27 protein-coding genes are annotated in these 22,499 nt (G+C 57.8%); 17 read left to right on the top strand and 10 right to left on the bottom strand.

Features of this window, described 5'->3' with window-relative positions; all coding sequences use genetic code 11:
- Nucleotides 1-13: 13 nt before the first annotated feature.
- The 6 genes from ACFWW2_RS11150 to ACFWW2_RS11125 all read right to left on the bottom strand — a co-directional run bounded on the left by ACFWW2_RS11150 (nucleotide 14) and on the right by ACFWW2_RS11125 (nucleotide 6,881).
- Nucleotides 14-682, bottom strand: a complete 669-nt coding sequence (locus ACFWW2_RS11150) for a DUF4391 domain-containing protein (protein WP_393928136.1) — start codon at nucleotides 680-682, stop codon at nucleotides 14-16.
- Nucleotides 679-3,951: a helicase-related protein gene (locus ACFWW2_RS11145; RefSeq protein WP_393928135.1), complete on the bottom strand. Its 3,273-nt coding sequence runs from the start codon at nucleotides 3,949-3,951 to the stop codon at nucleotides 679-681. Before ACFWW2_RS11145 ends, ACFWW2_RS11150 begins: the two co-directional genes overlap by 4 nt.
- 222 nt (nucleotides 3,952-4,173) lie before the next feature.
- Nucleotides 4,174-5,343 carry a MalY/PatB family protein gene (locus tag ACFWW2_RS11140; protein WP_393928134.1) on the bottom strand — a complete coding sequence of 390 codons (1,170 nt, stop codon included), beginning with the start codon at nucleotides 5,341-5,343 and terminating at the stop codon, nucleotides 4,174-4,176.
- 71 nt (nucleotides 5,344-5,414) lie between these two features.
- Nucleotides 5,415-6,275, bottom strand: a complete 861-nt coding sequence (locus ACFWW2_RS11135) for a GNAT family N-acetyltransferase (protein WP_393928133.1) — start codon at nucleotides 6,273-6,275, stop codon at nucleotides 5,415-5,417.
- Nucleotides 6,262-6,477 carry a helix-turn-helix transcriptional regulator gene (locus ACFWW2_RS11130; protein WP_393928132.1) on the bottom strand — a complete coding sequence of 72 codons (216 nt, stop codon included), beginning with the start codon at nucleotides 6,475-6,477 and terminating at the stop codon, nucleotides 6,262-6,264. The genes ACFWW2_RS11135 and ACFWW2_RS11130 overlap by 14 nt, the downstream gene beginning before the upstream one ends.
- On the bottom strand, nucleotides 6,474-6,881 hold the full coding sequence (locus ACFWW2_RS11125; RefSeq protein ID WP_393928130.1) for a hypothetical protein: 408 nt from the start codon (nucleotides 6,879-6,881) through the stop codon (nucleotides 6,474-6,476). The genes ACFWW2_RS11130 and ACFWW2_RS11125 overlap by 4 nt, the downstream gene beginning before the upstream one ends.
- Nucleotides 6,882-7,007: 126 nt before the next feature.
- Between ACFWW2_RS11125 and def (ACFWW2_RS11120) the strand changes: the two genes are divergently transcribed.
- From def (ACFWW2_RS11120) to ACFWW2_RS11105, 4 genes are read left to right on the top strand one after another with little or no spacing between them, the layout of a single operon-like run.
- Nucleotides 7,008-7,529: a peptide deformylase gene (def, locus tag ACFWW2_RS11120; RefSeq protein ID WP_393928129.1), complete on the top strand. Its 522-nt coding sequence runs from the start codon at nucleotides 7,008-7,010 to the stop codon at nucleotides 7,527-7,529.
- Nucleotides 7,529-7,990 carry a peptide deformylase gene (gene def, locus ACFWW2_RS11115; RefSeq protein WP_393928128.1) on the top strand — a complete coding sequence of 154 codons (462 nt, stop codon included), beginning with the start codon at nucleotides 7,529-7,531 and terminating at the stop codon, nucleotides 7,988-7,990. Before def (ACFWW2_RS11120) ends, def (ACFWW2_RS11115) begins: the two co-directional genes overlap by 1 nt.
- Nucleotides 7,987-8,487 carry a peptide deformylase gene (def, locus tag ACFWW2_RS11110; RefSeq protein WP_393928127.1) on the top strand — a complete coding sequence of 167 codons (501 nt, stop codon included), beginning with the start codon at nucleotides 7,987-7,989 and terminating at the stop codon, nucleotides 8,485-8,487. The genes def (ACFWW2_RS11115) and def (ACFWW2_RS11110) overlap by 4 nt, the downstream gene beginning before the upstream one ends.
- 19 nt (nucleotides 8,488-8,506) lie before the next feature.
- The gene (locus ACFWW2_RS11105; protein ID WP_393928126.1) at nucleotides 8,507-9,145 is read left to right on the top strand and encodes a VOC family protein; all 639 of its coding nucleotides are present in this window, start codon (nucleotides 8,507-8,509) and stop codon (nucleotides 9,143-9,145) included.
- Nucleotides 9,146-9,170: 25 nt separating this feature from the next.
- Here ACFWW2_RS11105 and ACFWW2_RS11100 read toward each other — a convergent pair whose 3' ends face one another.
- The gene (locus ACFWW2_RS11100) at nucleotides 9,171-9,380 is read right to left on the bottom strand and encodes a hypothetical protein (protein WP_393928125.1); all 210 of its coding nucleotides are present in this window, start codon (nucleotides 9,378-9,380) and stop codon (nucleotides 9,171-9,173) included.
- Nucleotides 9,381-9,559: 179 nt separating this feature from the next.
- Here ACFWW2_RS11100 and fmt point away from each other — a divergent pair, with 179 nt between their 5' ends.
- From fmt to ACFWW2_RS11085, 3 genes are all read left to right on the top strand, one after another.
- A complete protein-coding gene (fmt, locus tag ACFWW2_RS11095; protein ID WP_393928164.1) occupies nucleotides 9,560-10,459 on the top strand; it encodes a methionyl-tRNA formyltransferase in 900 nt (299 codons plus the stop codon).
- A gap of 77 nt (nucleotides 10,460-10,536) precedes the next feature.
- Nucleotides 10,537-11,346 carry an aldo/keto reductase gene (locus ACFWW2_RS11090; RefSeq protein WP_393928124.1) on the top strand — a complete coding sequence of 270 codons (810 nt, stop codon included), beginning with the start codon at nucleotides 10,537-10,539 and terminating at the stop codon, nucleotides 11,344-11,346.
- On the top strand, nucleotides 11,343-11,774 hold the full coding sequence (locus ACFWW2_RS11085) for a VOC family protein (RefSeq protein ID WP_393928122.1): 432 nt from the start codon (nucleotides 11,343-11,345) through the stop codon (nucleotides 11,772-11,774). Before ACFWW2_RS11090 ends, ACFWW2_RS11085 begins: the two co-directional genes overlap by 4 nt.
- A gap of 70 nt (nucleotides 11,775-11,844) precedes the next feature.
- Here the strand turns inward: ACFWW2_RS11085 and ACFWW2_RS11080 are convergent, their stop codons facing one another.
- Entirely contained in the window at nucleotides 11,845-12,261 is a 417-nt protein-coding gene (locus ACFWW2_RS11080) for a VOC family protein (protein WP_393928121.1), read from the bottom strand.
- A gap of 138 nt (nucleotides 12,262-12,399) precedes the next feature.
- The gene (locus ACFWW2_RS11075; protein ID WP_393928119.1) at nucleotides 12,400-12,885 is read right to left on the bottom strand and encodes a hypothetical protein; all 486 of its coding nucleotides are present in this window, start codon (nucleotides 12,883-12,885) and stop codon (nucleotides 12,400-12,402) included.
- 307 nt (nucleotides 12,886-13,192) lie between these two features.
- On the opposite strand from ACFWW2_RS11075, the gene ACFWW2_RS11070 reads away from it, so the two are divergent.
- Nucleotides 13,193-13,987, top strand: a complete 795-nt coding sequence (locus ACFWW2_RS11070) for a L,D-transpeptidase (RefSeq protein WP_393928118.1) — start codon at nucleotides 13,193-13,195, stop codon at nucleotides 13,985-13,987.
- On the opposite strand, the gene ACFWW2_RS11065 is transcribed toward ACFWW2_RS11070, so the two are convergent.
- The gene (locus ACFWW2_RS11065; RefSeq protein ID WP_393928117.1) at nucleotides 13,984-14,364 is read right to left on the bottom strand and encodes a cupin domain-containing protein; all 381 of its coding nucleotides are present in this window, start codon (nucleotides 14,362-14,364) and stop codon (nucleotides 13,984-13,986) included. The genes ACFWW2_RS11070 and ACFWW2_RS11065 overlap by 4 nt on opposite strands.
- Before the next feature lie 153 nt (nucleotides 14,365-14,517).
- Here ACFWW2_RS11065 and ACFWW2_RS11060 point away from each other — a divergent pair, with 153 nt between their 5' ends.
- From ACFWW2_RS11060 to ACFWW2_RS11020, 9 genes are all read left to right on the top strand, one after another.
- The gene (locus ACFWW2_RS11060; protein WP_393928116.1) at nucleotides 14,518-15,597 is read left to right on the top strand and encodes a hypothetical protein; all 1,080 of its coding nucleotides are present in this window, start codon (nucleotides 14,518-14,520) and stop codon (nucleotides 15,595-15,597) included.
- Nucleotides 15,598-15,909: 312 nt separating this feature from the next.
- Complete coding sequence (locus ACFWW2_RS11055; protein WP_393928115.1) at nucleotides 15,910-17,031, top strand: hypothetical protein; 1,122 nt, start codon at nucleotides 15,910-15,912, stop codon at nucleotides 17,029-17,031.
- Between the two features lie 44 nt (nucleotides 17,032-17,075).
- A complete protein-coding gene (locus tag ACFWW2_RS11050; RefSeq protein ID WP_393928113.1) occupies nucleotides 17,076-17,252 on the top strand; it encodes a hypothetical protein in 177 nt (58 codons plus the stop codon).
- Nucleotides 17,253-17,265: 13 nt separating this feature from the next.
- Nucleotides 17,266-19,206 (top strand): AAA family ATPase, encoded by a 1,941-nt coding sequence (locus tag ACFWW2_RS11045; RefSeq protein WP_393928111.1) that lies wholly within the window; start codon nucleotides 17,266-17,268, stop codon nucleotides 19,204-19,206.
- 93 nt (nucleotides 19,207-19,299) lie between these two features.
- The gene (locus tag ACFWW2_RS11040; protein WP_393928109.1) at nucleotides 19,300-19,641 is read left to right on the top strand and encodes a hypothetical protein; all 342 of its coding nucleotides are present in this window, start codon (nucleotides 19,300-19,302) and stop codon (nucleotides 19,639-19,641) included.
- Nucleotides 19,620-20,159 (top strand): hypothetical protein, encoded by a 540-nt coding sequence (locus ACFWW2_RS11035; RefSeq protein WP_393928107.1) that lies wholly within the window; start codon nucleotides 19,620-19,622, stop codon nucleotides 20,157-20,159. The genes ACFWW2_RS11040 and ACFWW2_RS11035 overlap by 22 nt, the downstream gene beginning before the upstream one ends.
- Before the next feature lies 1 nt (nucleotide 20,160).
- Entirely contained in the window at nucleotides 20,161-21,510 is a 1,350-nt protein-coding gene (locus ACFWW2_RS11030) for a DUF6638 family protein (RefSeq protein WP_393928106.1), read from the top strand.
- Nucleotides 21,510-21,785 carry a hypothetical protein gene (locus ACFWW2_RS11025; protein ID WP_393928104.1) on the top strand — a complete coding sequence of 92 codons (276 nt, stop codon included), beginning with the start codon at nucleotides 21,510-21,512 and terminating at the stop codon, nucleotides 21,783-21,785. Before ACFWW2_RS11030 ends, ACFWW2_RS11025 begins: the two co-directional genes overlap by 1 nt.
- A gap of 9 nt (nucleotides 21,786-21,794) precedes the next feature.
- The gene (locus tag ACFWW2_RS11020; protein ID WP_393928103.1) at nucleotides 21,795-22,496 is read left to right on the top strand and encodes a DUF1523 family protein; all 702 of its coding nucleotides are present in this window, start codon (nucleotides 21,795-21,797) and stop codon (nucleotides 22,494-22,496) included.
- Nucleotides 22,497-22,499 lie beyond the last annotated feature (3 nt).

Raw genomic sequence — 22,499 nt, 5'->3', positions numbered from 1 at the left:
ATCGTCCCTCTGCCTATTCCGGCTTTTTCAGATGCTCGAAGTCCGCCTGCGCGTCACGCAGCTGACCGTGCAGTGTCATTTTGATGTTGAATTGCGTCTCGCGTTTCAACTTGGATTTTAGCTGGCTGATCTCACGCTCTTTGGTTTTCAGGGCGTGCGTCCGGTCCATCCGCGCGCTCAAGGATTCCGCGGTTTGCGGCACAATCGGCATGAGCGCCGTCAGGATCTGTTCATAAAGCACGCCAAGGTTCAGCGCCACAGGCAATGAGCTGCGGGGCGTGCCCGCTGGCAGCCAATCCGAGCGCAGATAGTCCGAGAGCACCCATTTTGCCGCGTCCGCCTCTGACGGCCGTTTGTGGGCGGCGGCAATTTGGATTTGCCCGTCCTGTTCCAGCTCAAACAGGATCGGAAAGGGGATGGCGCGATCGATGGCCCTCAGCACGTCGTCCTGCGTCGCATCGGTTTTCAGCGTGATGCGGACCACCTGTATTTCCGGCACGGATTTGGTGGCAGGGAGGTTGATCGTTTCCGGTGCCAGCTTTGCCCGCCATGTGATCTGGTCCACTTGCGCGACGAATTTGTCCTTGAGCGCGGTGGTGGCCTGAACCCGGTCATAGATCCGCGTTTTGGGCACGACACGTTTCAGGAGCGTCGATTTGGGGTAATCGTAAAGCCCGGTCATGCAGCGTCCCTCACGACCATAAAGGCGAGCAGCTCAAAGTCATCGAGACCGGCGATGGTGTGGGTCAGCGCCGTTGTGTGCCCGCCGGAGAAGAGGCTGTCGAGGTCGCGCTCTTCCTTCACCTCAATCATGGATTTGATCGCGTCGCTGAGAAGTTCTGAGTATTTGCCCATCTCGCGCCCGTCTTTCGTTTCTGCATTGAAGGCATCACAGAGCGCTTTGATCGGCTGGTCGAGCCCCTTGCAGCTGGAGCGGATCAGGTCGAGCAGGCGTTTGACCTCGGTGTGGTCGGCGATGACGTTCGCGTCAGTGTCGAGGTAGATCAGATAGTATGGATGCAGCCGGTTCTGCTGGTTGACGTTCACATCCGGGTGGATGTTGCGCAGGGCAAAGATCACGCCGGACTGCAGGCCTTTCGCGGGGTTGGACGGGACGATAGCGTGCAGGCCTTTGGGTTGGCCCGCCAGATCGCCATTTTCCTTTGTGTAGTTCAGCAGGTCCATGCGGAAGTCGTTCAGGCCCAGGTCTGTGATCGAAACGCCGGTTTTGACGTCTTCGAGTTCAATCACCTCTTCCTGCAGGCGCTGCAACTGGTCCTTGCGGTAGGCGACGTCACTGCTTTTCGCCGTCAGCACGTTGTCTTCGCCGGTACCGGTGAGGTCGACGATGTGCATCCGGTTTTCGACCCGTTCCTTGAGGTTGATGTACTCGTCCAGCGAGATGTCGGGCCAGTAGTTGACCAGCTGAATGGCGGTGTTTGGCGAGCCGATCCGGTCAACCCGGCCAAAGCGCTGCACGATGCGGACCGGGTTCCAGTGGATGTCGTAGTTGATGAGGTAGTCGCAGTCCTGAAGGTTTTGCCCTTCTGAAATGCAGTCGGTGCCGATGAGGATGTCTAGCTCTTCTAGCACCTCTGGCATGATCAGCGCCTTCTCTTTCGCCTTGGGGGCGAAGAGTGTCAGCACCGACTGGAAATCGTAGTGAGGCTTCAGGGTCGTTTTGGGGTTCCCTGATCCTGTGACAATGCCCGTCTCGGACCCCATCGCGCCTTTGAGGGCGGGCGCAACGTGGCGATAAAGATATTCGGCGGTGTCAGCGTAAGCGGTGAAGATCAAAACCTTGCGATTGCCTGGGTTCAGGGGAGAGGCCATCTTCTGCTTGATGACGTCAATTAGGTGCTGGAGCTTGGCATCCTCTTCAACGCCAACCTTGTCCATCTCAGCCAAGAGACCCTGAATGATCTCGCGGTCGCCGCCCAGGTCAGCTTTCCAAGTCGGGATATCCATATCAGCGAGGTCGATTTGGATCTTCTTGCCGATCGTGAATTCGCCGAGTCCCGACAGGTCATCATCATCGGTGTCCAAGTTGTCCACGTCATTGAAAACGTCTTCAATCCTGCCGTTGCCGCCACTCGCCTCGAAACGATCAATGGCCGTCAGCATCGCGCCGATGTTTCGGTCAAGCGCACCCAATGTGAGGCGGAACGCCTCTACAGAACTTTCAAGGCGCTTCAGAAGGTTCGTCGTCATCAGCGCTTGCAGGCTGCGCTCGCGATCGGCCTGGCGCAGCGTGCCTTTGGAGCCTTCTGTTTTGGTGTCGTAGAGCGCCTCATATTTTCTAAGGCGGCTCGGTTGGATGTAGTTCACCGGCGCATAGACAGCCATTTTCAGCAGGGATAAGTCTCGATATATCTCGTCGAACCCCACGACATCCTCGCGGAACGTGATCGGGAGGTGATGGGAAATGGGCTTCTTACGCTCGGGGAATTGCCCGATGTCGGCCGTATCGTAGAATTGCTCGATATGCTTGCGAGAACGTGCAATCGTCACCGAGTCCAAGAGCTCAAAGAAATCAAGATCCAGCGCTCTGAGAATGGATTGTGCTGTGCGTTCCGCTGAAGGTAGCTCTGACCAAGTATTGAAGGCGGTTTGAGCCTTCCGGAAAATCTCTTCAACACTGGATTTGGCCTTCAGGTTTCGGCTCAAGGTGTCCGAATGCCCCTCGTATGCCAATGCGAGCTGGTTGCGTAGGTCGGTGAACCTGTTGTTAACGGGGGTCGCGGAAAGCATCAAAACTTTTGTCTTCACGCCGGATCTGATGACCTTGTTCATCAGCTTCTGGTACCGAGTTTCCCGATCTTTGTAGACGTCGTTGTTTCGGAAGTTGTGAGACTCATCGATGACGACCAGATCATAATTGCCCCAATTGACCCGATCGAGCGGGATGCCCAAAGACTCGCCCGATGTTCTGGAGAGGTCGGTGTGGCAGAGGACATCATAGTTGAAGCGGTCGCCTGCAAAGAGGTTTGTCTTGAGGTTCGTGTTGTAGTTGCGCCAATTGTCTGCAAGCTTCTTGGGGCAGAGAACCAGGACAGATTTGTTCCGTAGTTCATAGTATTTAACGACAGCAAGCGCGGTGAACGTTTTTCCCAAGCCGACGCTGTCCGCAAGGATGCAGCCGTCATAGGTTTCCAGCTTGTTAATTACCCCAGTGGCAGCGTCTCGTTGATAGTTGAACAGCTTGTTCCAGACGAGGCTATCCAAGTATCCCGTTTGGTCATTGGGCAGCACATCCTCGTCGACCTGCTCAAGGAATTCCCTGAAGATGTTGTACAGGATCAGGAAGTAAATCCTTTGCGGCGAATTCTCTTGGTAGACGGCCTCAATGTGCTGAAGGACTTGATCCGTCACATCTTGAACGTTTGCGGGGTTGGCCCAGACCTGATCAAACAACGAAAGATAAGTTTTTGCAGACAGATCATCTTCGAAAGCATGCGTGAAATTCGAAACAGCGTTGCCAGGCTGGTAGCCCAAATCGACGGCTGAAAACCCACTGATAGGCGAGAAAACCTTGTTTCCCTTGCGCGCTTCAATGGTCGCGAACTGCTGCATCGGGGCATCAGTAGCGTTGGATTTAAAGGTCGCTTTCCTCCGGATCCAGTCGGCGCACTGTTTTGCGATGGCTTTTTGGGTCAATTTGTTCCGAAGGTGAATTTCAAATTCTGTGCCGTAAAGAGCGGTTTCCCTGAGCTGTTTCGGGATAAAGAACTCTCGTTTCTCTTTCCTCGAACGACCGAGAGCTTCGTTCGGAATGAACGTCGGATCTGTCAGGATGAACTCGAGCTCTTCGACGCTTTCCAATTCATCCCGCAGTGCGTCGTATGCAAATATTGAGAAGCAATTGGCCGCCACCCGGATTTTCGCACCGGCTTCGGACCCTGCCTTCAGCTCATCTCCCAAGAGGACAGAAATGTTGTCGATGATTTTCAAGTGCAAACCTCAAAAAGTACTTTGAGGCTCAAGCTAACGTCCCCTGCCGGTGATGCACAGCCATGAACTGCCCCACGCCTCAACAGAAGGCGCGTCTTTCGGTGCTACAGCACTTGATTTAGCAGGGAATGTCAGCTTTGCTTAGTGCGATTGCGGGTGTGCGCACTTGCAGCGAAGGTCCGGTTCCCGCCCATGATCACGCCTCACAAGCCCTCTTCACCCCTACTGCAAATCCCCGAACGCTGTCTGCAACCGCCCGATTGCATCCTCGATTTGCGCCTTCGGTGCCCCGAGGTTGAACCGCAGGAAATTTTCTCCTCCTTTGCCGAAGGTCGGTCCGTGGTTGGCGGCGATTTTGGCGTGTTGTTCCACCCTTGCCGTGAATTCCTCCCGGCTCATCCCCGTATTCGCGAAATCGACCCAGGCGAGGTAGGTGGCCTCGAGAGGCATGGAGGCGAGGCCGGGGATGGCGTTGATGCCTGCATCGAAGTGTTGGCGGTTTTCATCGAGATACAGTCGGAGTTCATCCACCCATGTCGCCCCTTCGGGCGAATAGGCCGCTGTCGCCATGTGCAGCCCAAAGCTGTTGGGTGACATGCCAAGGCCCGCCATTCGTTTGCCGAAACGCGCGCGCAGGTCGGGGTCTTCGATGATCACGTTGCCGGAATGGGACCCTGCGATGTTGAAGGTCTTGGTGGTCGCCGTCATCATGATCAGCCGGTCGGTGATCCCGTCGATATGGGCCATGGGGATGTGGGTCTGCCCCGGCATGGTCAGGTCGTGGTGGATTTCGTCGCTGACCAGGATCAGTTCGTGCCGTTTGGCGAAGGCCGCGACCGCCTGCAATTCGGCCCGCGTCCAGACCCGCCCGCCGGGATTATGGGGCGAGCAGAGGATGACCATCCGTTCATTCCCCGTCATCTGGGCATCATAGGCGGTGAAATCCATTTCGTAGCGGCCATTGGTGTTGACCAGTTCGCATTCAACCACCTGCCGGTCAGCGGCGGCGATCACCCGAGCGAAGGCGTGGTAGACCGGGGTGAAAAGGACGATCCCGTCGCCGGGATTGGTGAAGGCATCGACGCACATTGCGGTCCCGTTGACGAGCCCATGGGTGGTGAAGATCCAGGAGGGGTCGATTTTCCAGCCGTGCCGTGTGTCCATCCACCATTGGATGGCGGCGAGGTATCTGCTGTCATCCCCGAAATAGCCGTAGACCCCGTGATCGACCATATCCTGCACGGCCTTCTGGATGCAGTCGGGGGCCCGGAACTCCATATCGGCGACCCACATGGACAGGCCCTCATCCGGGCTGACGCCGTAGTATTGCTCCATCCCGTCCCATTTCACGCAGTGTGTGTTGCGGCGGTCGGGGGCGTGGTCGAATGTCATTGGGCTCTCCGCTGTTGGTTGGCGCAGGCTACGGCAGGTGCGGCGGAGTGCAAGGTGGAAAATGCGACGGTTTAGGCATGGTCGTTCAGCGCCATGATCAGTTCGAACTGCCCCTGGGTTTGTTCGGAAGGGACGGCGCGCATGAACTGGGCGAACCCATGGTCGGCCGCGTCCACATTGATCAGCCGCAATTGTCCGGTTGGTGTGGCTGTCAGGGCGTGGTTGATCAGGGCGGTGCCGATCCCCTGCCGCCGTGCATCTGGGTGGACGCCGATTTGCATCAGGCTGCCGCTGTCGGGCACAAGCACGGCATAGCCGGAGAGGGTGCTGTCGTCATAGGTGGCAAAGCAGCGGACCTGATCAGCAATGGCGGTGATGGATGGATCGCTGTTCTGCCAGGACGGCCCCCAGTCGCGCAGCGTATTCACGGTGTCTGCGATATCGGACCAGGGAATTTCGCGGACTGGCGGTAGGTTCTCTTTTGCCGGTTGTGGTCCGGTCAGGGTGTAGCAGGACAGGTCCCGCCGCTTGCGCATGCCGAGTTTGCGGTAGAGCCGCGCAGCGGTGGTGTTTTCGACAAGCACTTCGGTTTGGAAGGTCATGGTACCGCGGCGCTGCAAGCCTTCCAGCGCACTGTGCGCGAGGTCTTTGGCAAGGCCCCGTCCGCGATGCTGCGGCACGGTACCGCTGGAGATCAGGTAGGATGCCTCCCCCCGCACCGAGACGAGCCAGATGGCTGCGATCTGGCCGTTGATTATGGCGATGCGTGACGCGTCGGGGCTGTACCCGCGTTGTTTCATGATGAACCGGAAGGTGGGCACCGTCAGGTTGATCGGAATGGCATAGTCCGAAAATGCGCTGGCCATGGCCGCGCAAAGGTCTTCTGTGCTGGCGGAGGCCGCATCGGTGATGATGGTATCAGTCAGGCTCATCCGGCAATTCAAACAGATCGTGGACGCTGCAATCAAGTTCCTCTGCGAGTGTCAGCGCAAGGATCGTGGAAGGGGTGAAGACCCCGTTTTCAATCGTATTGATCGTCTTGCGTGATACGCCCACCGCGTCGGCCAGTGCGGCCTGGGTCAGGCCGGCCTTGGTGCGGTGGGCGCGCAGATGCACGATGAGCTTGCCGCTCATTCAGCGCGGCCGCGCATGATGGAGACGAGGTAGTGGGCGGGCGGCACGGCACCAAGCACGGGTCCCAGCCAATAGAAGGCCATGGCCGGGTTCATCCTGTCCGTCAGCGAGAGGACAAGAAAGACGAGGAACACCGCAAGCACGGCCCAGAACCCGAAAATCAGGCTGTCGCGATGTGCCTGGTTGTTTTGTTCGTCCCATGCGGCATCTGCGGCATCGGGGTAACGCAGGTGCAGCACGAAGGATAGGATGGCGTATCCGATAGCGATACCCCCGATGATAAAGGCCCAGGTGAGCCCGGATGGCCCGATGGACAGGACAGCCGCAATTAATGCGGCGGCTGTGGTGATGACAATGGCCGCACTGCCGAGGAGACGAACGCGGCTGATGGGGTTGGCAGACATGAGTGCTCCTTTTCTTTTGCGTTTGTGGTGAGTAACCTTGAGGTTACGTGGGGAGGCGTTCATGTAACGTCAAGATTACATCTGTCCCGCATTGCAATTTATCGCCGTGCCGCCTAAATCCGGGGCATGACACTGCGTAATATCCTGATCCACCCCGACCCAAGGCTGAAGAAGGTCGCTGACCCGATTGCATCGGTCAATGACGACCTGCGCCGGTTGGCGGATGACATGCTTGAGACGATGTATAACGCGCCGGGCATTGGCCTTGCCGCGCCGCAGGTAGCTGTGATGTCCCGCATGATCGTGATGGATTGCGAGAAGGAAGAGGATGCGACGCCTCGCCCGATGGTGCTGATCAATCCGCAGGTGGTTTGGACCTCGGAGGATCGGTCGGTCTATGAAGAGGGCTGTCTGTCGATCCCCGATCAATACGCCGATGTGGAACGCCCCGCCGAGGTTGAGGTGGAATGGACCGGGTTGGACGGCAAGATGATGCGCGAGAAGTTTGACGGATTGTGGGCGACCTGCGTACAGCATGAGATCGACCATCTGGATGGCAAGCTGTTCATCGACTACCTCAAGCCGCTGAAGCGCCAGATGATCACCCGCAAGATGCAAAAGCTAAAACGCGAAATGGCCCGCAGCTGATGGCGGTTCTTGACCTGCGCTTTGACGGCGACCCGATATTGCGCAAAGCGGCCGCTCCGGTGATCCAGTTTGGTGAACCTGTTGATACCCTGATCGCTGATCTGTTCGAGACGATGTATGCTGCCCAGGGCCGTGGTCTGGCGGCCCCGCAGGTCGGTATAAGCCAGCGGATGTTCGTGATCGACACCACCTGGAAAGAGGGTGAAAAGCACCCGATTGCGTTCGTGAACCCCGAGATTGTCGAAGCCGCCCCATTCAGCCAATTGGGACCAGAGGCCTGCCTGTCGATCCCGGATCGCACATTCAATGTGGCCCGCCCTGTCTGGGTTGATCTGGGCTGGAACAGCCCTGCCGGTATTCGCCAGACCACCCGCTTTCACGGTGTTGGTGCCGTTTGTGTCTGTCACGAGCTGGACCATCTGAACGGCGTGCTGATCACGGATACCGGGACAGAGGTATGACCCATCGCCCTTACGTCATGTGGCCGCATCCGGCCCTGCGCACGCCTGCGCAACCGGTTGATGCGGTCACGGACGAGGTGCGGGCAATCTGGGATGAGATGATTTCGGCGATGGATACGATGCCCGGTGTCGGGCTGGCTGCCCCGCAATTGGGTATCGGGTTGGCCCTTGCCGTCGTCGATGCGTCTGAAACGCGCGGTCAGGCAGTGCGCATGGCCAACCCTGAAATTCTGCACGCGAGCGTGGAGTACCGTGAGCATGAAGAGGGATCACCCAATCTGCCCGGTGTCTGGGCCAAGCTGAAACGTCCCCGCGCCGTGACGGTCCGTTTCATGAATGAAGACGGGGTGTGGGACCGCAAGGATTTTGTCGGTCTCTGGGCTACCTCGGTCCAGCACCAGATTGATCATTTGCAGGGCAAGATGTTTTTTGACCATCTTCGCCGGGTGAAGCGCGATATGCTGATCAAGAAGGCGAAGAAGTTGCAGGTGCGCTAACTTTTCCGCAGGGCTGTGAATGCTGAGACTTGACCATTTGACCGTCATTGCCCCAACGCTGGCCGAGGGGGCGGCACATGTGCGCGACTGCCTTGATCTGGATGTGCCGTTCGGGACGCGCCACCTTTATATGGGCACGCATAATCACAGGTTGCAGCTGGGCGGGAATGTCTATCTGGAGATCGTTGCGCTGGACCCGGACGGGACCGCCCCTGCGCGTGCGCGCTGGTTTGGACTGGATAATCAGGAACAGGTTCGGGCCGACTGGGAGGATGGGCGACGTTTGCGAGGGTGGGTCGCCAGCACTGATGCAATTCAGACGGTCGTTTCCGCCCATCGCGCGATTTACGGCGATGTTGTACCGCTTCCGCCGGAGGAACCGGCCTTTGGCTTTGCCATTCGTGCCGATGGGTCGCTGCCGTTGGGTGGCGCGGCCCCATCGCTGATCGACCATCGTGGTGATCCGACGGCAATGGCCGACATTCCTGACATGGGTGCGCGTTTGCGGTGGTTCGGGCTTGCCTGCCCCGACCCGGTGGGGGTCGAGGCGCTGTATTATGACTTGTCGATTGATCGACCGCCCGCTGTCACGCAGGGACCAAGGATCCGTTATAGCGCACGGATTGACACACCAACAGGATTGAAAGAGCTCATCTGAACCGGTGTGTCGTTATTGTTGGTACCTATTCGTGCGGCGCTTCTTGTTCTTCATCTGCGCTGCCCATCGAGAAGACGATACCGCCGGCGATGATCGCGATCCAATGTGAAAAGCTCCAGACGATCGCGGGCAGGGTGATACCGACACGCGCCCAAAGATCCATGCCTTGCATGCCCATGACCAGGTCGGCGATGCCCCAAAGCACCAGAATGCCCCCAAGTATTTTGAACAACATTTTCGCTTCCTTACGGTTGTTAAAATATATGAGGTTTCATCGTGCCCAACGAAACATGGTTATTTTGCGGCGTGTTAAAGGAAATTTAACTATCGAGCCGATCCGTTGCTGCGTTGCGATATACGCCTGATTGGCCTAACTGAGTGCCGGAACGCGCGCAGTTGGCCGGGGGCGATATTGTGAAAATCATCTTTATGGGCACGCCTGATTTTTCGGTGCCGGTGCTGGAGGCCCTGCACGCAGCCGGTCATGACATCGTTGCTGTTTATTGCCAGCCGCCCCGTCCCGCAGGCCGGGGGAAAAAGGATCGTCAGTCGCCCGTTCAGCGCCGGGCTGAGGCGCTCGGTTTGATGGTGCGTCACCCGGTGTCGTTGAAGGGGGTGGAGGAGCAGGTGGCCTTTGCCGCGCTGGATGCGGATGTGGCCGTGGTTGTTGCCTATGGGTTGATCCTGCCGCAGGTGGTGCTGGACGCCCCGCGTCATGGGTGCCTGAATATCCATGCATCGCTTTTGCCGCGCTGGCGAGGTGCCGCGCCGATCCATCGCGCTGTAATGGCGGGCGATGCGCAGACCGGCGTGTGCATCATGCAGATGGAGGCCGGGCTGGATACCGGCCCGGTTCTGCTGCGCGAGTCGACGGATATCGGGGCGGAAGAGACGACCGGCGCCCTGCACGACCGTTTGTCGGGGATGGGGGCCCGACTGGTGATCGATGCGCTGGCCCGTTTGCCGGACCTGACGCCGGATGCGCAGCCCGAGGATGGCGTGACCTATGCCGCCAAGATCGACAAGGCCGAGGCGCGGGTGGACTGGACCCGACCGGCGGTTGACGTGGACCGTCTGGTCCGGGGCTTGTCGCCTTTTCCCGGGGCCTGGTGTGACGTTCAGGGTGAACGGGTCAAGCTGCTGGGGTCGCGGTTGGCAACGGGTGCCGGTGATCCCGGTCAGGTGCTGGGTGGTTTTACCATTGCCTGCGGGGAGGGTGCGGTCGAAGTGACGCGCGCGCAGCGGCCCGGCAAGAAGGCGATGTCGGCTGATGAGATCCTCAAAGGATTGGACCTGGGCGGTCAGTTGGACTGAATTGCCGGGGCAATACTGCGCTGGCGCTTCTTTCGTAATCGTTATAGTTCTAAGAAAAATGCAGAGAAGGTCGCCGCATGGATACGATTCCGCAGATTGGATATGGCACGTGGAACAGGCCGGATGGGGCGGCTTATCAAGGTACACTGGCCGCGCTTGAGGCCGGATACCGCCATCTGGATTGCGCCGAAGGATATCAGAATGAAGAATTCGTCGGCCGCGCCATCGCCGCGTTTGACCTGCCCCGCGAAGATCTATGGGTGACGACAAAGGTGGCCCCCGAAAGCTTTGGCCCCGGTCAGGTTCGCCAGCATGTGGAGGCATCGCTGGAAAAGCTGGGCGTTGGACCGGTTGATTTGTTGCTGCTGCACTACCCGTCGATCAAGGATGAATACGACATTGCGGATTACATGGCCCAGTTTGCCGCCGTTTATGACGCAGGCCTTTGCCGAAACATTGGGGTATCGAACTTTACCAAGCCCTATCTGGACAAGGCGCTGGACCTGTTGGGTGACCGCCCGTTGTTGACCAATCAGGTGGAATTACATGTGTATCTGCACAATCGCCCGATTGTAGAGCATTGCGCGGCCAAGGGTATCCGCATGACCGCCTATTCGCCGCTGGCGCGGGGTGCGGTTGTGGATGATCCGGTGCTGCAACAGATCGGGGCCGAGCTTGGTGGGACCGCGTCGCAGGTCGCACTGGCGTGGTTGATGTCCAAGGGCTATGTGGTCATCCCGTCTGCGGGCAGCCCGGCCCGGATCGCCGAGAATTTGGCGGCGAGTGATCTGACCCTGACGGCAGCACAGATTGTCGCGATTGATGCGCTGGACAAGGATATGCGTTTGGTGGACGGGCCATGGTGCCCGGTCTGGGACGCAGCATGACGGTCCCTTTCACCCTTGTGGGCATCGACCATGTGGTGCTGCTGGTCGATGACATGGAGAAGGCGCTGGCGTTTTACTATGACGTATTGGGCTGTGTGCAAGGCTATTCCTATCCCGCTCTGGGGATGGAGCAGGTCTGGGTCTGGGCCGGGGCCGCGCTGATCGTGCTGTGGGACACGACGCACCCGGGAGCCGCCCATGCCGTACCGCCGGTCGCGGGTGGTCGGAACATGGATCACCTGTGCATTGCCACATCCCCCTTTGCGCCGGACGCATTGCGCGCCCATTTGGCCGCCCACGGGATCAAGATTGACCGCGAGGCCGTCCATGGCGGGGCACGCGGCGTCGGGCATTCGTTCTACATCTTTGATCCGTTTGGGAACAAGCTGGAAATCAAGGGGCCTGCTGAATACGCGGACGGGCGTTGAAGGTGATCGCGGGCTGAGTTGGATGGCCGGTTTGAGCCCATACCTGCCAACAAAACTATTACGAGTTATTCTAGGTCGACCGGCGATATATGATGAATTCCAGTAGGTTCTGATCGGGGTCACGGAAGTAAATGCTGTCACCGATTTCTCGGCTTTGCGCACGCGCGCCTGTCCGTTCTACAGGCCCAAACTCGATTTGAACTCCCTTTTCACAAACGAATTCGACCGCTTCTTCGACCGTACCGTCCCACACAAAGCAAAAGTCGCCACAACCGGGTAACGCGTTGGGTCCACGCGGAAAATCTGCAGTTTTCCAAGTCTTTGGCTCATGGAAATTCAGACGGATATTGTCCAGCATTACCGCATGGATTGGAAGATCGTCATCGCCGAAGGAACGAACCGAGAAGCCAAGTGATGCGTAGAAAGAGAGCATCTCCTCGACGTTTCCAATTGGCACGGCGGCGTGATCAATTCCAGCTATGGTCATAAGGGTAGCTTAGCCACGATGACCAGCATGTCCAACGGTGACAAAGTCCCGCAAAACCGATGTTTCGTCTCGTCGATCTCAAAACGAAGACAACCGGGCTGGGCCCGGCTGTTTCGTTCAGAGGAGGGAGCGTGGTTTTCAGGCGTGGGCGGGTTGCAGCGTGACAGGTGATTTGACGATCCCGCGCGCCTCCATCACCCAGGCGGCGACGAGGGCGAAGACGATATGGCCCCAGAGTGCGACCCAGGTGATCCCGGTGAAGCCGAGGAAGGGTTTGTTGCCAGCCACCAGATGCGCCATGATGTAGAGCGCAAAGACCCACAGGACGACGCCATAGGCCGTGGCGGTCGCGACCCATGGCAGGGACGGCATGATGCGTTGTTGCAGGGGGCGTGCGATCAGCAGGTAGCCCAGCGTGTAGGCGACCATGCCGGTAAAGACATGTAGCAGATGGGCGAGGCCGGAGGGGCTGGCCCCGAAGACGGTCTTGATCGTCTGGTTGGCGAGGCCGACAGGGGCGAGCTTGGCATAGCCAAAGAGCGGTGACAGCCCCTGACCGAATGCGTCGAATGCGATGGTGGCGAAGGCCCCGGCGGCGAGAATGGTGAAGACGGTGTTTTTCATGGCGAGCGTTCCTTTGTATGCGATTGTATGCGGTTGTTCTGGGGGCTTTATCGGGGGTTTCGGGCTGGCTGTGCAGCCCCCTCACACAAGGGTGACGATCTTTTTCAGCTTTGAAACAGAAGCTGAAACAATGGGCAGGTCAGGCTGATATCGCCGTGAACGCGCCGTAACACTGTAACAATTTCGGGAACTGGGCCGCAGAGTGTGACGTTTTGCAACATATGTGTCTGGAAAGTCGCCGGGTGGTGTTTTGCCTTGTGTCGTCCGGGTGTTAAGAGGGGATTCGCTTGAAACAGGGTGCTGATTGATGACGATGACGACAAATATGACCAGACGGTCATTTGGGGCCATGATGCTGGCAACCACGGCGGCCTGCGCGCGGCCAGCGGCCCCGCCGCCCCTGCCGGATGCGCCCGAGTTCATCGACGGTTACGGCCCAATCCAGGATGCGGGTTACAACCTGCCCGGTATTCCCGACAGATATCTGCAGGGTGTGAATCGCCGGATGTCCGGCATTTATAATGGAGAACAAGGGCCAAATACGCTGGATGTCGATCCTTATGCGAAGTTTTTGTACCATGTGCGCCCAGACGGGACGACCACCCGCTATCCTGTTGGCGTTGGTCGCGCGGGCCGATCTATCCGTGGCAGTGCCACCATCAAGCTCAAGCGGAAATGGCCGGGCTGGACGCCCACCCGAAATATGCTGCGCACCGAGCCAGAGGTTTACGGGCCCTTCCGTGCCGGTATCCCCGGTGGCCTGCGCAGCCCGCTGGGCGCGCGGGCGCTGTATCTGTATCGCGGCAGCCGCGATACGTTTTATCGCATTCATGGCACGAATGATCTGGAATCAATCGGGAATTCTGGTTCGGCCGGGTGTATCCGTCTGTTCAATCAGGATGCGATCCACCTGTATGACCAGATTGACGTGCCGATGAAGGTACATATCCGGTCGCGTGAGGAATCTCTGCGCGTTGATCCGGAGAATTACGAGCGCGGGATCGAGTTGCCGCCCAAAATCATCTCGCCCGATGAACTGCTGGGGCCGGAGGCCGAAGCACTGGACCGCCCGCCGCAGTTTGACGGGTTCGGCGACGTCTAGAGCCGGATCACGTAATCCTTGATCGTGGTTTCCACCACGTCCCATGTGCCGCTGAAACCGGGCCGGATGACATAGCTGTCGCCGGCCCGCAGCGTGACGGCTGTTTCGTCATCGCCGGTGATGACGGAAACGCCCGCGATCATGCGGAAATATTCCCATTCATCATAGCTGATCCGCCATTTGCCCGGTGTGGCCTGCCAGATACCGGCATAAAGCCCATCCCGTTCCTCGATATTCCAGGTGGTAAAGACGGGGTCGCCCGCGATCAGTTTTTCTGGTGCGGGCCGGTCGGTTTCGGGCGTAGCCGCATCCTTGGTCACGGGGAGGAGCAGGTTGGTCATGGCGCTGGTTTCCAGTTTGGTGGGCCTGCCATTCATCCGCGCAACCCCTTCGCCTTGTCAATGCGCCTCGATACGTTGCGAATGGGCAGCTATTGTGCCCTATTCCCGGGCGCTGGGCCTCATGCGCTATTCCCTTCAATGCCCTCGTACCCATATAAGTTGCAGGACAGTGTTATTCAGGAGCCCGATATGGCGAATTTTGAAACCCAGATTGAGGAATCGCAAAAGCAGGTGGCGGAAGCCCAAAGCAAGATTTCCGAGTTGACCAGCCGCATTGAAACCGCCCGCACCAAGATGGCGCTGGGCACCGACATTTCGGTCGATATCGAAAATGCCAGCCTAGAGGACGTGCATCAGCATACCGAGCTGATGAACGCCAATATCGCGGAACTGATCATGGGCCTGGATGATGTCACATCTGCCTTTTCCAAGGACTTTGACGAGATGCGGTCAAAGACCGGGATGGAGAGCCTTATTGGTTTTTTCAGCAAGGCGAAGGCCGACAGCATGCGCCAGGAACGGATGCGCACCGCGTCTGTCGATGACAAGCTGCAGGATCTGATTTCGAAATCTGATGTCATCCTGAAACTGCTGGAAAGCCAGCTGGCCGTTCTGAACGAGCAGAAGACAAGCGTGGAAAAGAACCTGTCTGGTACGTTGGTTGAGCGGGAAGAGACCGTATCGACCCTGGAAGGGCTACGCGCCGATATTCTGGCGATGGATCCGAAGATCATCGAGCTGGAAGGCAAGATTTCGGTGGAACAGGATGCCGCCGCCCGCACCAAGCTTGAGACCGAATTGCAGGCCCTGAACGGCCAGTACAATGAGATGGTTCAGCAGGAGCAGGTCCAATTGGCGAAATCCCAGACGCTGGAACGCTATATCGAGAAGGGCAAGACCTGGATCGATTCATTGCAGAACCAGGCGGCGACCCAGATGGTGCTGATCAACAAGCTGCAGACAGACACCAAGCAGCGGGTGGTCCTGTATGATGCCCTGTCGAAGTCGTTGAAAACGGCCCAGCAGCAGGATGTGGCCCACCAGATCAACGAGATTGGGGTGCAGACCGACCAAGAGGCACAGACGGCCATGGCTGCCATTGGTTCGGCCACGAACGCCCGGATGGCCGACATGCTGGAAGCGCATGAGGACCACATGGTGTTCGCCCGCGAAGTGCTGGAGCAGAAGGCGAAAGCGGATGAACGCTTTATCCGCCGGTTCCAGAAGATCGTGGAGAAGCATGACAGCAATGAATATGGGGCTGAATGAGGTTTGGTGTTCAGCAAGCTGTATTAATCGCGGTCAGTGTGGGAACGCTTAACTCACCAAGGCTTTCTCAATTTCTTGGAGGCATAGAAGCGTGGCAATTACCTGAACACGTGAAGGTGTTCATGGTGTGCCTTATGAATGTTGCTGTTTTTAGGTACTTCTTTTGGTTGGCTTGGAACTCAGAACGAGGAGATAGGTTTTTTCTAACCGTCGGCCTATCGAGGGAGAGGATATTGCACGGCTTTGGTTCCAAAGTCCTTCGATGGTATTGCCACGTTGATGAGCGTGGTGCTGATCGAGATATGATTAGTTATGACAACAACTGACCTCCAAGCCGATCATATGAAGCTGGAAGATACCCGCGTCACGCGCCGGTATTTTGGCAAGTTTGCCAAGATCACAGGTTATCTGACCAAGGTGGCCGCGACGATGGAGGCGGAGGGGCGGTTTTCGCGCACTGATATCGAGGCCTTGGCCCGCTATCTGGTGGGGCTCAACTGGACCTTTACCGCCCTGTCGCACAAATACCATTTCTCGGGCCGGTTTGCGCATGCGGGATCGCTGACATTTGACCGGCGTGAAAGCGGTTTTCCAGTCTATCAAGAGCTGTTGGAGATGGCCAATGATGCGCTGCAGGCAGAGCGGCATCTGGCCTCGCAACCGTCTGCTGAGGCGCTGAAGGATCAGATGGTGCGTGTGATCCTGTCCGAACAGGAAATCCCGACCAAGTTACAATATGCGCTGTCACAGCGGCTGTATTATGAGGAGTTGTTGCGTGGTGATCAATTCTGGGCGCGTAATGATCCGCAGGCGGTCTGGATCGAAAACAAGGGCGACCGGCGTTTGTTTCAGGTGCATTGGGCGGTCTATGACAGCCAGGTGAACCTGCCCACGATCTACCTGATGGATCTGGAGGATACGGGCCGTACCGGCCTGCCCAAGGATGAACGCCGCTGGCCCGAGGTGCAGGCGCATCTGATGGCCCAATCGGTGGCGCATTTGAAGCTGCTGACCATCGCCAAGGGGTTTGATGAGGATTTTGGCGATTTGCATCCTGTCCGGCTGCGCCGTTTCCATATTGGCCCGATGTATTCCCATGCGTTTACCCGCCAAACGGGGCCACTGCGCGAGGTGCTGGAGGCGGCCAAGGCCCCGGTGGGCGAGGATTGGGCGCTGGTCTGGACCGAGGAAGAGCTTGTGTCGGATCGGGTGGAGCATGTGAAATCCGGCTGGTTTGGCACGGTGGAACGCCAAATCTTTGCGCTCGACCCTTTTGAGGGCGGCGGGACAGAGACGGGAGCTTCGCGAATGGAACGGTCGCTGATCATGCCCGAACGCCCCTATCAGGCACTGGCCGAGCGGAACCCGCCGGGGTTTCGGGACGTGCGCAAATTTGTGGTCAGCGATAGCGGCCGGGTGTTGAGCTATCGATAGGATGGGTCAAGACCCATCTTACGATGTGGCAAAGGAGGAAAAATATGGGCTTTCGTTTGGTGATGTTGATCGCTCTTGCCGCCTGTGCCCCGGCTGCCGATCCGCCCCCGCGTTTTCCCGTTGATGACTTTGCTGGCAACACTTCCTTTCCTGTCGATACCCAGGCGATCGCCCGGCAGGTGGCCTTGTCAGAACACCAAGATATTTTGAATTCCCCATAAAGCCGGAGAGAACATGAGCCAGACAAGTGATCAGATGGAACTGCGCGAGGATGATATCCGCAAGCATTACGTGCCCGCGGCGGAAATGCTGATGCAGCTGGATCATACCCCCCGGCTGGCGAAGGCCCGCCTGTCTGTTCAGACGCCCGAGAAATCCCCCGATGTGGCCGCCACCCGTCGCCGGTTCCGTTCGACCACGCCCGGTTTGCTGTCGCGCACATCTGCCCCGTCTGGCGGTGTTCGTTTGCTGGACCGGATTGCGGAAGCTGACGATGATGATCCGCTGACATCGCCCGCCCAGGCGGCGGTGGCCCATGCGCTGCGTCGTGCGGTGTCTATCGCCTTGACTGTGGCTGATGCCTATGCGGACCAGACCCCGCTGACCGAGCTCAAACGTATCAATCTGGAAGGTCGATTGTCTGCGGATCGGTCGGCTGAATTTACTGAATTTCTGGCGGCTGAATCGCTGGTTGCCCTTTATACCTTTGCCAATGCCACGTCGTTTCTGCTGGCACCGCAGGCCAGTGAAGTGAGTGTCGAGGTGGGGTCGGTCGATGAGGTGCTGACGGACAACGCGCCCCTTGCCCTGCATGGCGCCATTTGGGAGCTGGACCAGAAGCTGGCCCAGTTTGCCAAGGATGAGGGCACGCTGATTGCCACGATGCTGGCCTATGCCGAGCTGCTGATGGACAAGGTCGCGAGCCGCGCCAACACAGCGAGTCGTTTGGAATCGTTCAATAATTCGGCCTGGCGGGTGGAAGCGGATGACTTTGTGGTTGATGGGTTCAGCCCGGCGCGCAAGGCCAAGGGCAGCAGCCTGACCATGACCTTCAAGAAGCCAAATGAGGTCGTGGGCAACCATATTGCCAAGTATCAGGCGATGAAGCTCAGCAAGATGCTGATGGCCTATGATTTTGAGCGGCGGTTGAACCCGTTTGCCGAACTGGGTGGCTTCATTTTTACCTTCATGGGGGATGGTAAGCCGGGGACCGGTAAGACCACCCTGATCCAGATGATGGCCGGTCTGGTCAATGATTACTGCAAGGTGGCGGGCTATCCGTTCCGTTATCAGAACCTGAGCACCGACAATATCGACAGCTATCAGGGCAAGTCGGGTCAGAATGCCAAGGCGTTTATCAACAATGTGCTGGATCCGCATGTGATCGGGTTTGGTACGATTGACGATATTGACCAGTTGGCGGGGAAACGGGGGGATCGTCAGTCCTCTGCCGGGCAGTTGGAGATTACGGCTGTTCTGATGGAGAGTTTTGCTGGGGCGAATACCGTCGTCCGAGGCAATTGCACGTTCGGGATGTTTTCGAACTATCCGGAGAACGTGGATGACGCGCTGCGCCAGCGTGCCGGGGCCCGGTTTCTGGTGGATGGGCCGCAGACACGGGATGATTATATCGACATCCTTTATCTTTTGATGGGCAAGAACCACGACATCCCAGTAGGCGAACACGAGGTGTTCAGCGCGCAGGAGATCAAGAAGGCCGTCGCGGCCTCTTTCGAAAGCCACGCCCGTCCCCATGAAGAAGGGCTGCAGCGGGTGTTTGAACGGGTGCATTCCCAGATCGGTGAATTGGACACGATTGCCAAGCTGGGCACTTATCTGAAGGGTATTCAGGAGGCCGATGACCGGTTCACGGGCCGGGCGATCAAAAACATCACGGATGCGGTGAAGGTCAGGGCGATGGATTTCGAACTGCCGGATGAGTGGATGGAGGAGCCCGATCTGTTTCTGTTCAAGGACTACGAGACCAAGAAGGGAATGATTTCCGAACTGCGCCAGCCGATCACGGTGGACATGGTGATCCAGGAGATCAATCGCTATGCCGATAGTGAGTTCCGCTATGCCGACAAATCGGACGAAGTGGCGATTGACGCGATGGTGCGTGATTTTGGCCGTCAGGAGATTGCAAAAAAACGTTATCTGGAGAGCAAAGGGTGATCATTCTGCGGCACCGTCCCGGGCTTGACCCGGGACCTCAACTTCAGCTTCCGTCAAAGGTCCCGGATCAAGCCCGGGACAGTGGGCACTAGAATGGCCGCGGTTTCCGACAGCCTGTTCCTGCCTGCCGTCGTTCTGGCGATTTTGGCGTTTGTCGTGCCGCGCCTGTTGGGGCGGGTGTTGCCCGAAGGGGTGACGCCGCTGCTGCTCAACGCATTTTTGTCAGCGGTATTGTTGGTGGTGATCTCGGGCGGGTTCTTTTTCTGCCTCTATTTGTGGCAAGGGGTCAGCATGGCGCAGATCATGGAGCCGGGGTTGGCGGCCAATGTGGTTTTCTTTGGCCGGTTGGCCTTGATGTCAGCCATCATCTGGGCACCGATCATGGTATTGTCGGTGGCGGGCTTGCCGCGGAAATGGGTGAAAGAGACGTGGTAGCATTGCGCGCAAGATATCTTTTCTGGATTGCGTTGGCCGTTGCAGCGTCGGCGCATGCGCATGCCGATACCTCGGAGGACCTGCCGTATCAGACACTGGAGGCCTGTCTTTCCGAGAACTTTGTCTGGCCCGAGAACTGCCTGAATGCTGTTTACAGATCGTGTATGGGATCGACCCGGGGGTCCATATCTGATGCAAATCTGGCGCGTGAAACCTGCTGGACCGCCGAAAAACAGGCATGGGAGATGGCAATATCCGTTTCCAGATGGCGATTGGAGGCGAATATGTCGCCGACCGCGTTTGACGCATTTCTTGAAGCTATCGAAGGCTCTGCGGTTGACGGAAAGGTGTCTGACAGGTTTGTGGAGCAGTTTCTTGATCGGGATAATCCGCTTGATCGCTCTTACATCGCGCGGACCGAAGCCATCGCTGCACGTAACGTGGGGCTGCAGTTTTTGGACTATCAATCCTATCTCCGAGATGGATTTCTTGAAGAACTGCCGGAGGTGAATGAGTAGAATGCACCGACTGATCGAAAAAGGCCTGATGTTCGGCAACCTGATCCGGGTGGATTCACCGATTTTGGTGGAGCGCTATAATCGTGCGCTCAAGCATTTGACGGGCCGCCAGACCGGGCTGTCGGACTTTCATGTCGACATTTCCGGGTTCAGCCCCGAGATCGGGGATGAGTTGGGTGATGACCTTTATCTCAACCATCAGGGGGTGAACCGGCAGTTCATTCTTTTGACGACAGAACAGGCGAACGCTCCGCTGCTCAACGCGAAGTTTTCAACCTCGCGCGGGATCCTCAAGCAGTTTATCGAGGAAAACCGACAGCAGCTTTTCGCCCTGACCGCGCGGGATGCGGTGGCGGGCGAGATGGTGAATTCGGTTTATGTGGCTGACAGTCCTGCCCGCCTGTTTGATATCCGCAAGGTCCGGATCGAGGCAGATACGACCAGCGGGACGGTGGCCAATGCCGAAAAGCTGGGCCAGATGATTGATCGGTTCAAGACCGAACAGGACGCCTGGTATGATGATGTGCTGATTGCTGAGATGATCGGCATGGCCAAGCAGACCGGTGATGTGGTGCGCAACCCGGTGCGGTTGAAGCATATGGAGTTTGCGCAGGACAATTTCTGGACCGACCATTTCGGGGGCATCTATGTCTTTCGCGGGGTCGAACATCCGGCGGCGATTGTGGCAGGCAACAAGGGCAAAGTGGGCAAGCTTCCGATCCCTTACGTCTTTGATTTCAGCGAACGGTCGGCGATTGCGAAATTTCTGAACCTGAACGATCTGGTTGAGCCGATTACCGATGCGCGCGGCATCGATGCCGCCGCGATCCTGCATCAGAAGATGGATTTCATCGTGATGGCGGTTGCGGCCTCGATGAAAGAGGATCTGACCGGGGCGACCCGGCGTGATCTGCGCCGGTTGGGGCGGCAATATGCCAAGTTGCTGCCGGAAGCGTGGCAAGGGTTGGCGGCGTTGGCGCGCTGGGCCGAAGAGGATGGGCCGTGGCCCAAGATCACGTCGGAACACCCGGCCTATTTCTATACCCTGCGGGCCAAGCCGCATGTGGATTCGGATCTGGTAAACATGCTGCTGGCCGAGATGACGCCGCTGGATGTCCGGCAGTTGTTTATCTGCCACAAGGAGGTGTTTTATCGCGCCTATGCGAAGTGGCCCGAGGAAAAAAAGGCCTATGTCGTTGATTTTCTTGATCGCGAATACCAAGTCGATAAGGCGGGGACGCGCGATGCCCTGTTTGGTCACGAGGCCCCGATGGAGGAACCGCAAGCGGTCCCCCAACCTGATTTGATTACGCGTGTTGGCCCCTGGGGGTCTGTGGCGAGGAGAAACTGATGCAGTTTGTCAGACTTGTTGTGATCGGTTTTGTGGCGCTGAGCATCGTGTATTTTTCGGTTTCGCTTTATTCGCGGTCGGTTCGCAAGGAGCGGTTGGAAAAGGAATTCGATGCCGATCCGCCGGAAGGTGCTGACGAGGCGATGCGAGAGGCCTTTATCGCCGAGGGTATGGCCGAATATAACAGCTCGATCAGGCCCAAGCTGATTGCCCTTGTTTACGTGGTGCCGGTGGTTTTCTTTTCGATTGTGACTTATGTCATCAATGCCAGCTGAGGAATTATGATGCGCAAGATCAAGATCACCCTGCGGATATTGTTTCTGTTGATTTTTGCGACAATCGCGCATTATGCGCTGCCGCAGCACGATGTGGTCCGCGTTGTGAACACCTATCAGGAGCGGCAGGATCTGAACGACTGGACGCGTATGTTCTGGGCGCGCCCGGATGACCAGTCGGCCGAATTAATCAACCGCGATGTGCAGTTCATTCAGACGGTCAAACGACGCACATTCCTCTTGGGCTTCATCCCGCGCGAGGCGACAGAGCCCATGGTTTACCGGAATGAGGATACGGGTTTTTCATGGCCGTTCTATTTCAAGTTCGACACGGCCAATCTGCAAACCGAAGCCGACGATCTACGCTCGACCTCGGAAACGCCCAAATGGGCTGTGATGACCCATTATGGCTGGCGGAATGAATATATCTCGGCCTTCCCCAACGCCATTGCGATCCGTCCAGTGGATAGCCCTAATGTGACGATCATCCCGTGGTTCAATATCTTCTTCTTTATCTGTCTGGCCGCCCTGCTGTTGTTCATACGCGCCATGTGGCGCCAGTTTCGCGAGCGTTCGGTTGATCCGCTGTTGGATGCGGCCGGTCACCGCGTGGACGAGGTGCAGGCCGATGTGGCCGAACGCAAGGGCCGGATTTCGCGCTGGTTGGGGACGTGGCGCAAGAAGGACAACTCGCGCCTGCCGCCAGAATGACGG

Source organism: Yoonia sp. R2-816, from assembly GCF_046762905.1.
GTDB lineage: Bacteria > Pseudomonadota > Alphaproteobacteria > Rhodobacterales > Rhodobacteraceae > Yoonia.
This window is presented reverse-complemented; position numbering and strand designations above follow the sequence as displayed.